The following is a 14,577-nucleotide window of genomic DNA, read 5'->3' on the forward strand; positions in this document are numbered from 1 at the left end:
GCGCTAGCGACCTGCCGCCGAAAGGGTCTGCACCTGCTCGTCGCTGAGCTTTAGCCGCACGCCCTTGGCGAGACTCTTGACCTGCTCAACGGACGTTGCCGAAGCGATGGGCGCTGAAATGCCGGGCTGGGCAACGATCCAGGCCAGTGCGACTTCGGCGGGCGTAGCGTCGACCTGCGCCGAAACATTGTCGAGCGCCTTGAGGATCGCTTCGCCCTTGGGGTTAAGGTAGTTCTTGACTCCGCCACCGCGCGGGCTTTTGTTCAGATCAGCCTCGGAGCGGTACTTGCCGGTCAAGAATCCTGCGGCCAGGCTGTAATAGCAGATGATACCGATATCGCCATTTACCGCCATTTCCTGCACCTCGCCTTCGACTTCCTCGCGATCGTAGAGATTGAAGCGCGGCTGGAGCACATCATAACGGGGCAGGGACTTGATGACGGAAATCTCATGGGCCTCGCGCATCATGGCCGCGGTGTAGTTCGAGGCACCGATCACGCGCACCTTGCCCGAGCGGATCAGCACATCATAGGCCGCGAGGGTTTCCTCATGCGGGGTAGCCGGATCGGGCCAATGGCTCTGGTAGAGGTCGATATAGTCCGTCTGCAAGCGGCGCAGCGAGTCTTCGACGGCGCTCTTGATGGCTTCGGCGCCCAGGCCGCCGGGGTTCTTGGCCGAGTTGACCTTGGTGAAGATATGCACGCTGTCGCGGTTGCCGCGCGCCTTGAGCCACTCGCCAATAATGGTTTCGCTCTGGCCCGGCGGGTTGCCTGGCACCCAGTTGGGATAGCCTTCGGCCGTGTCGATGGCGGTAAAGCCTTCGTCCACAAACGCGTCCAGCACCTCAAAGCCGGTGTTCTGGTCAACGGTCCAGCCGAACACATTGCCGCCCAGCACCAGGGGTTCGATCACAAGTTCACTGCGGCCAAGCGGGCGACGATCCATTGGGCTCTCCTTCAGGGGTTCGCTGGGGTAACGCCCGGCGGCTCATTCGGTTCGGCCGGCTTGGGCGGGACGCAATAAGCCAGCGCGCGATTGATCTCGTAGAGCGAGCCGGACAGGGGAATGAAGTTGAGCGGGGCGGGCGGGCCCTCAAGCGGGTGGAGATAAGCCACGGCCCCATTCTGGAGATTGTGGAGCAGCCACCCGTCAGGATCGGGGAGCCTGGCGCCATAAGGTGCTTCGCCCTTTTCGGCAGGGAACGGGCGGTTGACCCTGTCGATGGTGATCAGCCACTCGCCGGTATGGGGCTCGGTGCGGCTGGTATGGGCATAGATGCCGACCGAGAAGTCGTCTTCGCAGCGCACGGCGATGCAGTTGAACTCCTCGGCAGTTGAGCGCAGCGCGCAGCCCAGGGTCGCCCGGTCGCCTTCACCCGGAAGAGGAGAATAATGCCAGCCCTCTTCCTGTCCCCGGGCGGGCAGGAGCAGCAGCAGGCCCGCCGAGACTATACGCAACAGGATCATAGGGGCCTCGCTTCAATCAAATCCCAGCGATTGCCGTAGAGATCAGCGAACACCGCGACACTTCCATAAGGCTCCTGACGGGGTGCTTCAAGGAACTGAACGCCCTTTGCCGTCATCGCGGCGAAGTCGGCGGCGAAGTCGTCGGTTTGGAGAAACAACATGACCCGGCCGCCGGCTTGGCGGCCAATGGCGGCTTCCTGCTCGGGCCCATCTGCCCGGGCCAGGAGCAGCCGCACGCCCCGGCTTTCCCTAGGGGCGACCACCACCCAGCGCTTGCCGCCGCCCAGCGGGGTATCCTCAAGAAGCGTGAAGTCCAGCAGGTCACAGTAATAGGCGATGGCCGCATCGTATTCGCGGACCACCAGGGTAACTGTTGCAATCGATCGGGCCATGCGGTGATGGAGCACTGCTACAAAGCAGCGGTCAAGAGCGGGCCAGCAAAGAGCTGGATGGCGCCTTCATTGTGAAAAAAGGCCGCAGGGTCACAGCATTGACCAAACGGTAAAACTCCCCCATTGCGCTCCTTTGTTTTCTACGCTTTGTTGACCGTTAAGCCCGGCCGGCAAACCGGGCGCAAAAAACTGTCCCGGGAGACACCAAATATGACATTGATGAAGAGCCTGCTGGCGGCGACCGCCGTGCTCGCACTGACTGCCGGCGCGGCCCAGGCCAAGCAGCTGGTCTATTGTTCCGAAGCTTCGCCGGCTCACTTCGATCCCGGTCCGCTGACCGGTGGCAACGATTTCGACGCCAGCTCGCACACCATCTATGACCGCCTGGTGCAGTTCGAGCCCGGTGGCACGGCGACCATTCCCGGTCTCGCCGAAAGCTGGGACATCTCCGAGGACGGCAAGGAGATCACCTTCCACCTGCGTCCGGGCGTCAAGTTCCACACCACGTCCTATTTCACTCCCACGCGCGATCTCAACGCCGATGACGTGATCTTCTCGTTTGAGCGCCAGTGGAAGGAAGACAGCCCGTGGTATGCTTACCTCGAGGGCATGACTTGGGATTACTTCCAGGGCATGGACATGGCCCGCTACCTGCAGGAAATCCGCAAGGATGACGACCTGACGGTGACCTTTATTCTGACCGAACCCAATGCGCCCATGATCGCCAACCTGGCCATGGACTTTGCAGCCATTGTCTCCAAGGAATATGCCGACCAGCTCGAAGCATCCGGCGACCTGGCGAGCTTCTCCACCCAGCCAGTCGGCACCGGCCCATTCATGCTGGTGGATTATCAGCTCGATACCGTGATCCGCTACCAGGCTTTCCCCGACTACTGGGATGGCAAGCAGCCGATCGATGACCTGGTATTCGCCATCACCACCGATCCTTCGGTGCGCGCGCAGCGTCTCCTGGCGGGCGAATGCGATATCATGTCCTATCCGGCGCCTGCCGACATCTCGCAGCTGCAGGCTGACCAGAACCTGAACGTGATGGAGCAGGAAGGCCTCAATATCGGCTACATGTCCTACAACGTCACCGAAGCGCCGTTTGACAATGTCAATGTGCGCAAGGCGTTGAGCATGGCAATCGACAAGGCTGCCATTATCGAGGCGGTGTATCAGGGCGCTGGCGAAGACGCCAAGAACCTGATCCCGCCCACTATGTGGTCCTATAACGAAGAAATTCCGGCCGACACCTATGACCCGGAAAAGGCGAAGGCCTTGCTTGCCGAAGCCGGCATCACCGAGCTGACCACTGACCTTTGGGCCATGCCGGTCTCGCGTCCCTATAATCCAAACGCTCAGCGCGTTGCCGAACTCATCCAGTCGGACTGGGCCGCTATTGGCGTCAAGGCCAATATCGTCACCTATGAATGGACCGAGTATCGCGAGCGCGGCAAGGCCGAGGACCGCAAGGGTCCATTCCAGATCGGCTGGACCGGGGACAATGGTGATCCGGACAACTTCTTTGCCACCCTGTTCTCCTGCTCGGCCATTGGCGTGTCCAATTATTCGAGCTGGTGCAACCAGGAATTCGAAGACCTGATCCAGAAGGCCAAGACCACTTCTGACCAGGAAGAGCGGGCCGCACTCTACCGCCAGGCCCAGGAAATCTTCAAGGCCGAAGAACCCGCCATGACTCTGGCTCATAGCCGGGTGTTCATGCCCATGAAAAAGACCGTCCTGAATTACAAGATGAGCCCGCTGGGCAACCACTCCTTCAAAGGCGTGGACATCGAGGAATAAGGATCATCGCCGGCGCCCCGCGCGCCGGCCCGTCCAAGATGGAACCTCGGTCCAGGCTGGACCGAGGTTTTCCATATACAAGGGGCCCCGAACCCAACCCATGCTCAACTTTATCCTGCGCCGACTGGCGCTGATTGTGCCGACAATGATCGGCATCACCCTTTGCGCGTTCTTTTTTGTGCGTGTTCTGCCGGGCGATCCAATTCTGGCCATGGCCGGCCAGCATGGCGTAACCCCTGAGCGCTACGAGATCCTGCGCGAGCAGTTTGGCTACAACCTGCCGCTCTGGCAGCAGTACTTCAATTACCTGGGCAACGTGCTGCAGGGCAATTTCGGTGTGTCGCTAGCCACCAAGCGCCCGGTGCTCACTGAGTTCATGACCTTGTTCCCAGCCACGATCGAGCTGGCCCTCGTGGCCATGCTCTTTGCGGTGATCGTAGGCATTCCGGCCGGTATCTTTGCCGCCGTCAAGCGCGGCTCGTGGTTCGACCAGCTCACCATGGGGATCGCGCTGACCGGCTATTCCATGCCCATCTTCTGGTGGGGCCTGCTGTTGATCATCTTCTTTTCGGGCTATCTGGGCTGGACCCCGGTGTCCGGACGCATCGCGCTGACCTTCTTTTTGCGCCCGATCACCGGCTTCATGCTGATCGATACGCTGCTTTACGGCAACTGGCCCGCCTTCGTGTCCGCCCTGCGCCACCTGATCTTGCCGGCCGTGGTGCTGGGCACTATCCCGCTTGCGGTGATTGCCCGGCAAACCCGCTCGGCTATGCTTGAAGTGCTGGGCGAGGACTATGTCCGCACCGCGCGCGCCAAGGGCCTCTCGCAACGCCGCGTCATTAATGTCCATGCCCTGCGCAACGCGCTGATTCCGGTGATCACCACGATCGGTCTCCAGGTCGGTCTGCTGCTGGGCGGCGCCATTCTCACCGAAACGATCTTCTCCTGGCCCGGTATCGGCAAGTGGATGATCGATTCCATCTCCAAGCGCGACTATGTCGTGGTGCAGTCCGGCCTGTTGCTGATTGCCCTGATCGTCATGGCCGTGAACTTGGCCGTCGATGTGCTCTATGCCGTCATCAATCCGCGCATCAGGGTGAAGTAGATGAGCCAGTTGCAAGCCACTCCCGTCGCCGACAAGGCCGACCTGGGCGCCAGTCTTCGCGAATTCTGGCATTATTTTTCCGTCAACCGCGGCGCCGTTATCGGCCTCGTCGTGTTCACCCTCCTGGTGCTGGTGGCGATCTTTGCCCCCTTGATCGCACCTCATTCGCCTGACCAGCAATTTCGCGACGCTCTCCTCAAGCCACCGGTTTGGGACGCAATGGGTGATCCACGGTTCCTGCTGGGCACCGACCCCGTGGGCCGAGATATCCTCAGCCGACTAATCCATGGCGCCCGTTATTCGCTGTTTATCGGCCTCTTTGTCGTGGTCGGCGCGCTGGTCGTGGGCGTGGTCCTGGGCGTGTTGGCCGGCTATTTCGGCGGCTGGGTCGATGCGCTGATCATGCGCCTCATGGATATTATCCTGGCGTTTCCCTCGCTGCTGCTGGCGCTGGTTCTGGTCGCCATTCTCGGGCCGGGGCTTTTCAATGCCATGGTCGCGATCGCGGTGGTGCTGCAGCCGCACTTCGCCCGGCTGGTGCGCGCAGCGGTGATGGCGGAAAAGAACCGCGAATATGTCACCGCCGCCAAGATGTCGGGCGCCGGCCACCTGCGCCTGATGATCGTTACCATCCTGCCCAACTGCCTGGGGCCGCTGATCGTGCAGGCCACGCTGAGCTTTTCCAACGCTATCCTCGATGCGGCGGCACTGGGCTTCCTGGGGATGGGGGCCCAGCCGCCTACGCCCGAATGGGGCACCATGCTCGCCACCGCGCGCGAGTTCATCCTGCGCGCACCCTGGGTGGTGACATTCCCGGGTCTCGCCATCCTCGTCACTGTGCTGGCCATCAACCTCATCGGTGATGGCATGCGCGACGCCCTTGATCCCAAGCTGAAGCGGAGCTGACCCATGCCTCTGCTGGACATTCGTAATCTTACCGTCTCGTTTGACACCTCCGCGGGTCTGTTCAAGGCCGTGGACGGGATCGACGTCTCCGTCGACAGCCGCGAAGTGCTCGCCATTGTGGGCGAGAGCGGCTCGGGCAAATCCGTGGCCATGTTGGCAGTTATGGGCCTCCTGCCCCCTACCGCTACCGTGACCGCCGACAAGATGGAGTTCGAGGGCCTTGACCTGCTCGGGATGAGCGCCCAGGCCAAGCGCAAGATCATCGGCAAGGACATTGCCATGATCTTCCAGGAGCCGGTCGCCAGCCTTAATCCCTGTTTCACCATTGGCTTTCAGCTCGAGGAAGTGCTCGGCGAGCATCTGGACCTGCATGGCCGGGCCGCGCGCGCTCGCGCGGTGGAACTGCTCCATCTGGTTGGCATCCGCGACGGTGCCGAACGCCTCGGCGCCTTTCCGCACCAGATGTCGGGTGGCCAATGCCAGCGCGTGATGATCGCCATGGCCATCGCCTGCAACCCCAAGCTCCTGATCGCCGATGAGCCGACCACGGCACTCGACGTCACCATTCAAAAACAAATCCTCGACCTGCTGGTGCGCCTACAGGCCGAGCATGGCATGGCCCTGATCATGATTACCCACGACATGGGTGTGGTCGCCGAAACGGCGGACCGCGTCATCGTTCAGTACAAGGGCCACAAGATGGAGGAAGCCGACGTGCTATCCTTGTTCGAAAACCCTCAGTCCAACTATACCAAGGCGCTGCTGTCGGCCTTGCCGGAAAACGCTGTCAGGGATCGGCTGCCCACCGTGGCGGACTTCGCCTTTGATCCCGAAACGGGGGCAGCCCGATGAGCACCCCCGTTCTGGAAGTCAAGAACCTGACGCGCGACTATGTTACGGCGGGCGGACTATTCCGCCCGGCCAAGGTCGTCCATGCGGTCAAGGGCGTCAATTTCTCGCTCCAGAAAGGCCGCACCCTTGCCGTGGTCGGCGAGAGTGGCTGCGGCAAATCAACCCTGGCGCGCATGATCACCTTGATCGATCCCCCGACCTCGGGTGAGATTCTGATCGATGGCGCCAAGGTGGATGCCAGCCATGCCCTGACCCGCGAAATGCGCCAGAAGGTGCAGATCGTGTTCCAAAATCCCTATGGCTCGCTCAATCCACGCCAGAAGATCGGCGACGTGCTCGCCGAGCCGCTGCTGCTCAACACTTCGATGGGCGCGGCCGAGCGGGCGGACAAGGCCATGTCCATGCTGCTCAAGGTTGGCCTTGGGCCCGAGCACTTCAATCGCTATCCGCATATGTTCTCGGGCGGGCAGCGCCAGCGCATCGCCATTGCCCGGGCGCTGATGCTCAATCCCTCGTTCCTGGTGCTCGACGAGCCGGTTTCGGCGCTGGACCTATCGGTGCAGGCGCAGATCCTCAACCTGCTCAAAGACCTTCAGGAAGAGTTCGGCCTGACCTATGTGTTCATCAGCCACGATCTGTCGGTGGTGCGCTATATCGCCGATGAGGTGATGGTGATGTATTTCGGCGATGTGGTGGAGCACGGCACCCGCGACGCGGTGTTCAGCGATCCGCAGCACGGCTACACCAAGACCCTGTTTGCCGCGACGCCCCGAACGGACATCGCCAGCATCAGGGAGCGGCTCGCGCGCAAGGCGGCATTGGAGGCGGCCAGCTAAAACCGTCAGGTAGTCCTAGGAGGCGTGCCGCCAGGCCTGGACCTGCAGGAAAGTATCCAGATTATCCCGGCTCATCGGTCGAGCGAAGGCATAGCCCTGGAGAATATCGCAGCCCAGATCGCGCAACAGCGAGGCTTGTTCGAGGGTTTCCACGCCCTCGGCAACCACCTGGATGCCCATGGACTTGCCGATATCGACGATGGAAGCGAGCAACTGCCGCTGGGCAGGGTCAACAGTGATGGGGCGCACCAACTGCCGGTCGATCTTGAGGCGCCGCGGGCGCAGCCGCTGCAGCGAAACAATGGACGCGTAGCCAGTACCGAAGTCATCGATTTCGACGTCGATGCCCAGCTCCTTGAGCTGGTCGATATTCCAAGCGACCACCGGATCCTGCTCGTCGAGATAGATGGACTCCACGAGCTCGAAGGCGAGGCGGCCGGGCTCGATGTCCCGTTGTTTCAGGCCCTGGATCAGGTTCTCGTCATGCAGTCGCCGCAGGGAAACATTGACCGAGGCGCGCGGTACCTGCAGGCCCAGCCCATCCCAATGGCGCAGATCGTTCAGGGTCTGGTCCAGCAGAATTCGGTCGATGCTTGATAGGACGTTGAGGTCCTCGGCGACGGCCAGGAAGGCATCCGGGGTCAGCAATCCCAGCCGTGGATGTTGCCAGCGGGCAAGGGCCTCGACGCTGACCAAGTTGTGGGTGCGGGCGTCGAACTGCGGCTGGTAAAAGGCGATGAACTCGTTCCGCTCCAGCCCGCTCAGAATATCGTCGGCGATCCGCTTGGTGTTGACCACCTCGGCTTGCAATGCTGCGCTGAAGAACTCATGGCGGTTGCGGCCGCGCTTCTTGGCCCGGTACAGCGCGATATCGGCATTGATCAACAACTGCTCGGCCGCAGCGGGCGAGTTGTCGTCCACGGCTATGCCAATGCTGACACCGCAGCGGCATTCATGGGCCTCAAAGCTGATCGGCTGCTGCATCCGCGAGATGATGCGCTCAGCGAGCTCGGTCAGTTCGGCATCGCCAGTTCTGTCGGTAAGCACCACGACGAACTCGTCGCCGCCCACCCGGGCAACAAAGCTTCCCGGCTCGCAACTATCGCGCAGAACGCGGCTGACATGGACCAGCATGGCGTCGCCTGCAGCATGACCCATCGTGTCATTGATCTGCTTGAAGCGATCAAGGTCGAGATGGAGCAGCGCTATGTGGCGCCCCGGGTTCTCGGAGTTGCTGGAGAGCGCCTTGAGGATATCGTCGAGGAAGCGCCGATTAGGCAGACCCGTGAGGCTGTCGTGCAGCGCATTATGCTCGATCCTGACCCGGGCCGCTTCCAGTTCGATATTGCGGGCCGCCGTGAGGCGCTGGGCCCGCTGCAGGTCCTCGTTGAGGGACACATCGGCCGTGACGTCCCAGTTCACGCCCACGATCTTAGGATTGCTGCCGGGATCGGTAAACACGGCGCCCATTCCGCGCAGGTGCCGGACCGCGCCGTCCGCGCGCTGAACGCGGAAATCCGAATGGTAGTGGCCCCGCAGCATGGCTTCGGCAAAGTCGTGCTCTGCCTTGTACCGATCGTCGGGGTGCAAGGCCTTCTGCCAGTCTCGATAGGAGCGCCGCCCGCCATCAGCGGGGAGGCCATAAAGTTCGTTCATCCGGTCATCCCAGAGCAATTCCTGGGTGTGGATGTCCATCTCCCAAACCCCAACCTGGGAGGTGGCCAGGGCGAGGCCCAGCCGTCGCGACAAGCGTGCGAGGTCCTGCTCGCTTTGCTTGAGGCGTTGAAAATGCACATGCCGTTCGTTGAGCATCCGTGCAGTCACGAGAATGGGCAGCAGCACCAGGGCGCCAGCCCCCACCAGAACCAGCCGGAATATCCAGGATGACGAGGCCGCGGGCCAACCGCCCTTTGGTATGGCGGTGAGTTCCCAAGAGCCTGAGGGCAGCAGAACCGTCGCTCGGATTGGGTTCTGGGCAGCCAGATCGCGGCCAAAGAAAAGCTCGCCATCGCTGCCTTGCGCGTCCTTGCCCGCAATGGAGACTTCGATCGGCAGGCCACGATCCAGCAACCCGCTTTCGGCGTAAAGCCGGTCAACATCTACAATGGCCGACAAGATGCCCCAGAAACGCTCCCCTTGCGCCGTCTTGGTGTAGATGGGAAAGCGACCGATGATCCCCTGGCCCCCTTGTACCAGGTCAACGGGCCCCGCGATTACGAGGTTGTGGCTGTCCCGGCTGCGCATGGCAGCATCGCGCTGCACCTCATTAATGCGGTAATCGAGCCCCATGGCCCGCTCGTTACCGGCAAGCGGATAAACCATGCGGACCACGAAGTCAGGTGCGGCCGCCAAGGAGCGCAGTTGGGTGGGCTGCTCGAACAGGATGCCGGCAAGCTCCTGAAAGCGGGTCTGGGTCATATCGGGCTCGCTGGCGATCGCCGCGACCATCCCCCGCACCAGCTGCAGATTGGCGTTGATGTTTCCTTCAAGCCTCGCCCGGATCAAGGATGCCTGGCTCGCTACAGAGCTGCGGATCCGGCCTTGCTCAATCGTGGTGTTCTGCCGATCAAGCCACACCCCCGCCGTGGCAATGACAACCAGCGCGAGAATGGCCGGCAGCAGCATTGGCCGAAGCCAAGTGATCGCTCTGCTCTGCAAATTGTGTTGCGCCCCCACAGCTGTCTTCCGCCCCTCCATGGCGCAAAGCTAGCGTGCCAAGTTTTAAAATTGGCTGCACAAGCAGAACAAGCAAATGGAATGGTAAAGGGCCTGACAACAGGCGCAGGTCAAATCTGTTCCAGTTCAATAAGGGTGCCGTCGAAGTCTTTGGGGTGAAGGAACAGCACTGGGTTGCCGTGGGCGCCAATGCGCGGGTTACCATCACCCAGAACGCGGGCGCCCCCGGCGGCCAATTTGGCAGCGGCCGAGGCCAGATCAGCTACTTCAAAACAGACATGATGCAGGCCGCCGGCCGGCGTTCTTGCCATAAAGGCTGCGATGGGCGAAGTCTCATCGAGCGGCTCCATCAGCTCGATCTTGCTGTTGCCGATGTCAACAAACACAAGACGAACGCCATGCTCAGGCAAAGTCTGGGGTGATGAAACGCTGGCGCCCAACAGGGTGCGATAGCGCTCGGACGCTGCCGCCAGGTCTGGCACGGCAATGGCAACATGGTTGAGCCGACCGATCATGCCGGGTCAAACTCAACAGCCACGGGAGCGGAGAAGGCAAGGCCGGCGGCGAAACGGCGCGCATTGCGGATATAGCCCGCCGCGGACCGCCGCAGGCGCTCGATATCGTCGGGCGTGAGCTGGCGCACCACTTTGCCCGGCGCACCCACGACGAGGGACCCATCTGGAATAGCTTTTCCTTCGGTGACGAGGGCTCCGGCGCCAATCAGGCAATTAGCCCCGATAACGGCGCCATTGAGCACTGTGGCACCCATGCCGATCAGCGTGTTGTTGCCTACGGTGCAGCCATGCAGCATCGCCTTGTGGCCGATGGTGCAGCCCTCGCCGATCGAGAGCGGAAAGCCCATATCGGTATGCAGGACGACATGCTCCTGGATGTTGGAACGCGCCCCTATCGTGATGGGCTCGTTGTCGCCCCGCGCGACGGCGCCAAACCAGATGCCCACATCGGCGGCAACCATAACCCGTCCCACCAGCACAGCATCGGGGGCAATCCAGGCGGCATCATTGTCGATCTGCGGGGCGACACCATCCAGGGTGTAAATGGGCATGGTTTCTCCTTATGGCTTGATGCCATAAGCCTCGCGCATCTCGGCGATTTCGGCCAGTGCCAAATGCAGGGTCGACCAGTCATCGGTCGCGGCAATTGGCTCCCAGATCGCCTCCACCTCTTCGATCAGCATGGTGCGCGGCCGCTCCCGGGCGAAGTAGGGGTGATCAAGATTGAGGTCCTCAACGGATCTATAGGCCTCCAATGCGTCAGCGACGGGCCTGAAGGCTTCGCTGGCATAGTGGCTGGCCGAAGGGCTGCGCGCGGCCCGCTCCGCACCGACTGCGCCTCCGCGCCAATCAAAAAAGAACTGCTCGTAGGGTGTTTGGCTCGACAGCATGAAGGTGAAGAGTGCGTTCACAAAAGCGGTGTCCGGCTCGGCTCCTAGCGGTTGCAGTCCCAGCCGCCGCAGCAATGCTGCTGGCAGGGCGGCCCTGAACCGGGGCCAGACAGTGTTGAGCGCCGGCTCAAGGGCTTCAACGCTCGACAAAGGCACGAGGCACTCGGCCAGACGCGTCAGGTTCCAGGCCAGCGCTTCGGGTTGCCGGCCAAAGCTGTAAAGTCCGGTTTCATCGAAATAGGCCGCCGTGAAGTTCGGGTCATAGCGCGGCAGGAACCGCCATGGGCCGTAATCAAAGCTTTCGCCGGTGATGTTGATATTATCGGTGTTGAGCACGCCGTGCACAAAGCCTGCCGCGATGCATTGTGCGCCCATTTCGGCAACGCGTGCGACCACGGCTTCGAGAAATGCGGTTGGCTTATCCGCCGCGCCGGCAAGTTCCGGATAGTAGTGCTCGATGGCGTAATCGAGCAGTCGGGCAATGTTCTCGGTTTCCTCAAGATAGGCGAGGCGCTGGAAGGTGCCGATGCGGATATGGCTATGGCTAAGCCGCACCAAAACCGAGCCTCGGGTAGGGGACGGCTCGTCGCCGCGCTCAAGTTCCTCGCCGGTTTCCACCAGCGACAGACTCTTTGAGGTGTTGACCCCCAGAGCTTCCAGCATCTCGGTAGCGAGAATTTCGCGCACGCCGCCCTTGAGCGTGAGCCTGCCATCGGCGCCGCGCGACCATGGCGTGCGCCCGGACCCTTTGGTCGCCAAATCCAACAAGCGGCCATCCTCAAGGTCAACAGCCTGGGCGAACAGGAACCCGCGCCCGTCGCCCAGGTCGGGATTGTAGGAGCGGAACTGGTGGCCGTGATAGCGTAGCGCCAGCGGAGCCTCGAGTGAGCCCGTCAACGGCTCGAAGCGGCCGAAGTGAGCAATCCATTGCTCGTCCGACAGGTTCTCGAGCCCCAGGCGGGCGGCCCAGCGTTGATCGCGATGGCGCAAGATGGTTTTGGGAAAGGCCGCCGGCGCGACGCGATCGAAGAATGCGTCGCCCAGGCTTTGATGGTTCTTGGCGGGTTGGAACTGGCTCATGAATCAACAACGCTCACGCTTGGCCTTGGCTCCCCTGCATTGATGCGGTTGCATGGCAGAGGCGTCCCCGGTACCTAGCGCCCGGAGTCAAATCGCCCTATATGCGAACAGATGACACGCGAACCGCATCATCTGCACCTGGCTCCTTTCCAAGCCGCCATTTTCGACATGGACGGCACGATCCTTGACACCGAAAGCGTGTTCAAGACTATCGTCTTTGAAGTGTGCACCGAGCTTGGCTTTGAGATGACCGATGCCGTGCACATGAACATGGTCGGGGCGAGCCATGAGCACACCAGCCAGATGTTGATGGAAGCATATGGCGTTGCTTTCCCCTACACGATCTTTGACGACCGTTGCCGGGTGATCATGCGGGACCGCATGCATACGGAGATTCCGGTCAAGCCCGGTGCCCGCGAGTTGATCACCGAGTTGCGCGAGCGCAATATCCCGACGGCGATCGCCACTTCCTCGCGTCGTGCGCATGCCTGGACCCATCTGGGCAATGCTGGCCTGTTGGATCTATTCGACACCATTGTCACCCGCGACGATGTGGTGAATCCCAAGCCCGCTCCTGAGCCATATCTTTTGGCCGCCAAGCGGCTCGGGATCGAGCCGCAACATTGTTTGGCGCTCGAAGACAGCCATACCGGGGTACGGGCTGCGCATGCGGCCGGGATGCAGACCGTGATGGTTCCGGATCTGGTTCATCCCAGCGACGAAATTCGCGAACTCGGAATCGCGATTCACGAAAGTCTGCACCACGTTCGCAGGGCTGCTTTTCCAGCTACTTAAGACCGAATCTCTGCCGCACTGGTAAATCCAGTGCCTCGCCGCAACACTGCGCAGGCAATCGCGTCGTTGCGACGTTAAGCCCATAAAGCTTTATCGGTTGCGTTAAACCGGCGCTAGGCAGCCGGCAATTCATTCAAATATCACGCTTTTCAAGCGCCGTTGCGTGCGTTAACCCTGTCTTAAGTTCCTAAGCGCTATGGTTAATACAGCGTAAATTTCGGTTTGCAGTTCAGCAAGCCTCGGCTAGGGTGCCGCCGGCGTGACGAGCGTCCCTTCGGGGGCATACCAACGAAGGCCCGGCGGATATGGCTGCCGGAGCCCAAGGGCAAGGACGGGACATTGACGAAAAGCTGGCAAGCAACAACGAGACGTGCGTTCTCTCACCTACTCGCGCTCTGCGCAGTGGCCCTGGTGCTCTTCGTTACTCTCGTGCCGACCCATGCTGAATCAGTGGACCCTGCCAACGTCTCTCCGCTCGAAATTCCTCCTTCGGTTCAAAAGGTCCGGCAACAGTCCGCGCTTGGGCCGACCTCGGCGCCTTTGGCGTCCGACCAGCGCAAGCTCAGCCCAGCCCTGCTGGCCAATTACGTAGAACGTCAAAAGGCCTTGCGTTCGTTTGACGTCAGCGCAGTCCAGCAGCCCGGAGAGCTGAACTCTCAAGTATTAATGGGTTACATCGCTCGTGGTTCCTTTGGCGGCAGCAATGGTGCGCTGTCCGCGATTGACAGCTTGGCTCCGGCGGGACCGAAGCAGGCTTCCGGGCTCAACTCCGAAATCCTGGCCAAATATATCGATGAAGGCTTCCTGCCGACGGGGAAGCGCATCGAGCAGGCCAATACCGAGCGTGAATGCCTGGCCCAAGCCATCTACCATGAGGCCCGGGGCGAAAGCGAAGCTGGGCAAATGGCTGTCGCAAATGTGATCGTGAACCGGGCCCGCTCGGGCAAGTTTCCTTCCACCCTTTGCGGCGTTATCTACCAAAACGCCGACAAGGGCCGTTATCGCTGCCAGTTCACTTTCGCCTGCGATGGCCGCGCCGATACGCCCGGTGAGCGGCGTGCCTGGGCTCGTTCGGCCGCCCTGGCCGAAACAGTTTATGCGGAATATGCCAAGGGCGAAAAGCTCGGCTCACTGCCGCGTTCGGCGCTGTTCTACCACACCACCGCTGTGAGCCCGTCCTGGTCGCACACTTTCAGCCAGGTGGCCCAAATCGGGTCGCACATTTTCTATTCGCCCAACTGAGAGCCATCCAAGC

The 14,577-nt window shown here is 61.4% G+C and carries 14 protein-coding genes; 7 read left to right on the forward strand and 7 right to left on the reverse strand.

All coding sequences use genetic code 11. The features are described from left to right. Positions 1 to 3 precede the first annotated feature (3 nt). The 3 genes from HRQ64_RS02990 to HRQ64_RS03000 are packed head-to-tail and all read right to left on the reverse strand — an operon-like array spanning position 4 to position 1,858. Positions 4 to 945 (reverse strand): aldo/keto reductase, encoded by a 942-nt coding sequence (locus HRQ64_RS02990; RefSeq protein WP_172121962.1) that lies wholly within the window; start codon positions 943 to 945, stop codon positions 4 to 6. An 11-nt stretch (positions 946 to 956) separates the two neighbouring features. Then, positions 957 to 1,466 (reverse strand): hypothetical protein, encoded by a 510-nt coding sequence (locus HRQ64_RS02995; RefSeq protein ID WP_172121963.1) that lies wholly within the window; start codon positions 1,464 to 1,466, stop codon positions 957 to 959. Beyond that, entirely contained in the window at positions 1,463 to 1,858 is a 396-nt protein-coding gene (locus HRQ64_RS03000; protein ID WP_172121964.1) for a VOC family protein, read from the reverse strand. The genes HRQ64_RS02995 and HRQ64_RS03000 overlap by 4 nt, the downstream gene beginning before the upstream one ends. A 210-nt stretch (positions 1,859 to 2,068) precedes the next feature. On the opposite strand from HRQ64_RS03000, the gene HRQ64_RS03005 reads away from it, so the two are divergent. The 5 genes from HRQ64_RS03005 to HRQ64_RS03025 all read left to right on the forward strand — a co-directional run bounded on the left by HRQ64_RS03005 (position 2,069) and on the right by HRQ64_RS03025 (position 7,366). Next, positions 2,069 to 3,664, forward strand: a complete 1,596-nt coding sequence (locus HRQ64_RS03005) for an ABC transporter substrate-binding protein (protein ID WP_210258490.1) — start codon at positions 2,069 to 2,071, stop codon at positions 3,662 to 3,664. A gap of 100 nt (positions 3,665 to 3,764) precedes the next feature. Then, positions 3,765 to 4,772 (forward strand): ABC transporter permease subunit, encoded by a 1,008-nt coding sequence (locus tag HRQ64_RS03010; RefSeq protein WP_127751760.1) that lies wholly within the window; start codon positions 3,765 to 3,767, stop codon positions 4,770 to 4,772. Next, positions 4,773 to 5,678 (forward strand): ABC transporter permease subunit, encoded by a 906-nt coding sequence (locus HRQ64_RS03015; protein ID WP_127751761.1) that lies wholly within the window; start codon positions 4,773 to 4,775, stop codon positions 5,676 to 5,678. A gap of 3 nt (positions 5,679 to 5,681) precedes the next feature. Then, positions 5,682 to 6,530, forward strand: a complete 849-nt coding sequence (locus tag HRQ64_RS03020) for an ABC transporter ATP-binding protein (protein WP_172121965.1) — start codon at positions 5,682 to 5,684, stop codon at positions 6,528 to 6,530. Further along, positions 6,527 to 7,366: a dipeptide ABC transporter ATP-binding protein gene (locus tag HRQ64_RS03025; RefSeq protein ID WP_127751763.1), complete on the forward strand. Its 840-nt coding sequence runs from the start codon at positions 6,527 to 6,529 to the stop codon at positions 7,364 to 7,366. The genes HRQ64_RS03020 and HRQ64_RS03025 overlap by 4 nt, the downstream gene beginning before the upstream one ends. Before the next feature lie 15 nt (positions 7,367 to 7,381). On the opposite strand, the gene HRQ64_RS03030 is transcribed toward HRQ64_RS03025, so the two are convergent. From HRQ64_RS03030 to HRQ64_RS03045, 4 genes are all read right to left on the reverse strand, one after another. Beyond that, positions 7,382 to 9,991 (reverse strand): EAL domain-containing protein, encoded by a 2,610-nt coding sequence (locus tag HRQ64_RS03030; RefSeq protein ID WP_127751764.1) that lies wholly within the window; start codon positions 9,989 to 9,991, stop codon positions 7,382 to 7,384. A 161-nt stretch (positions 9,992 to 10,152) separates the two neighbouring features. After that, positions 10,153 to 10,557, reverse strand: coding sequence for a methylmalonyl-CoA epimerase (mce, locus tag HRQ64_RS03035; RefSeq protein WP_172121966.1), 405 nt, complete (start codon positions 10,555 to 10,557; stop codon positions 10,153 to 10,155). After that, the gene (locus tag HRQ64_RS03040) at positions 10,554 to 11,108 is read right to left on the reverse strand and encodes a gamma carbonic anhydrase family protein (protein WP_172121967.1); all 555 of its coding nucleotides are present in this window, start codon (positions 11,106 to 11,108) and stop codon (positions 10,554 to 10,556) included. Before HRQ64_RS03040 ends, mce begins: the two co-directional genes overlap by 4 nt. A gap of 9 nt (positions 11,109 to 11,117) precedes the next feature. Further along, positions 11,118 to 12,527 (reverse strand): protein adenylyltransferase SelO, encoded by a 1,410-nt coding sequence (locus HRQ64_RS03045; RefSeq protein WP_172121968.1) that lies wholly within the window; start codon positions 12,525 to 12,527, stop codon positions 11,118 to 11,120. A 111-nt stretch (positions 12,528 to 12,638) separates the two neighbouring features. Here HRQ64_RS03045 and HRQ64_RS03050 point away from each other — a divergent pair, with 111 nt between their 5' ends. Both HRQ64_RS03050 and HRQ64_RS03055 read left to right on the forward strand, forming a co-directional pair. Continuing rightward, entirely contained in the window at positions 12,639 to 13,322 is a 684-nt protein-coding gene (locus HRQ64_RS03050; RefSeq protein ID WP_172121969.1) for an HAD family phosphatase, read from the forward strand. Positions 13,323 to 13,544: 222 nt separating this feature from the next. Continuing rightward, on the forward strand, positions 13,545 to 14,564 hold the full coding sequence (locus HRQ64_RS03055; RefSeq protein ID WP_172121970.1) for a cell wall hydrolase: 1,020 nt from the start codon (positions 13,545 to 13,547) through the stop codon (positions 14,562 to 14,564). The last annotated feature ends 13 nt before the right edge of the window (positions 14,565 to 14,577 follow it).

This window comes from Devosia sp. 919, from assembly GCF_013185965.1.
Lineage (GTDB): Bacteria > Pseudomonadota > Alphaproteobacteria > Rhizobiales > Devosiaceae > Devosia.

Bases quoted from the DNA above. Each gene is read 5' to 3' on its own strand.
- HRQ64_RS03000 (WP_172121964.1), bottom strand. From the start codon at position 1,858: ATGGCCCGATCGATTGCAACAGTTACCCTGGTGGTCCGCGAATACGAT.
- HRQ64_RS03005 (WP_210258490.1), top strand. From the start codon at position 2,069: ATGACATTGATGAAGAGCCTGCTGGCGGCGACCGCCGTGCTCGCACTG.
- HRQ64_RS03030 (WP_127751764.1), bottom strand. From the start codon at position 9,991: ATGCTGCTGCCGGCCATTCTCGCGCTGGTTGTCATTGCCACGGCGGGG.
- HRQ64_RS03010 (WP_127751760.1), top strand. From the start codon at position 3,765: ATGCTCAACTTTATCCTGCGCCGACTGGCGCTGATTGTGCCGACAATG.
- HRQ64_RS03045 (WP_172121968.1), bottom strand. From the start codon at position 12,527: ATGAGCCAGTTCCAACCCGCCAAGAACCATCAAAGCCTGGGCGACGCA.
- HRQ64_RS03040 (WP_172121967.1), bottom strand. From the start codon at position 11,108: ATGCCCATTTACACCCTGGATGGTGTCGCCCCGCAGATCGACAATGAT.
- HRQ64_RS03025 (WP_127751763.1), top strand. From the start codon at position 6,527: ATGAGCACCCCCGTTCTGGAAGTCAAGAACCTGACGCGCGACTATGTT.
- HRQ64_RS03015 (WP_127751761.1), top strand. From the start codon at position 4,773: ATGAGCCAGTTGCAAGCCACTCCCGTCGCCGACAAGGCCGACCTGGGC.
- HRQ64_RS03020 (WP_172121965.1), top strand. From the start codon at position 5,682: ATGCCTCTGCTGGACATTCGTAATCTTACCGTCTCGTTTGACACCTCC.
- mce (WP_172121966.1), bottom strand. From the start codon at position 10,557: ATGATCGGTCGGCTCAACCATGTTGCCATTGCCGTGCCAGACCTGGCG.
- HRQ64_RS03050 (WP_172121969.1), top strand. From the start codon at position 12,639: ATGACACGCGAACCGCATCATCTGCACCTGGCTCCTTTCCAAGCCGCC.
- HRQ64_RS02995 (WP_172121963.1), bottom strand. From the start codon at position 1,466: ATGATCCTGTTGCGTATAGTCTCGGCGGGCCTGCTGCTGCTCCTGCCC.
- HRQ64_RS02990 (WP_172121962.1), bottom strand. From the start codon at position 945: ATGGATCGTCGCCCGCTTGGCCGCAGTGAACTTGTGATCGAACCCCTG.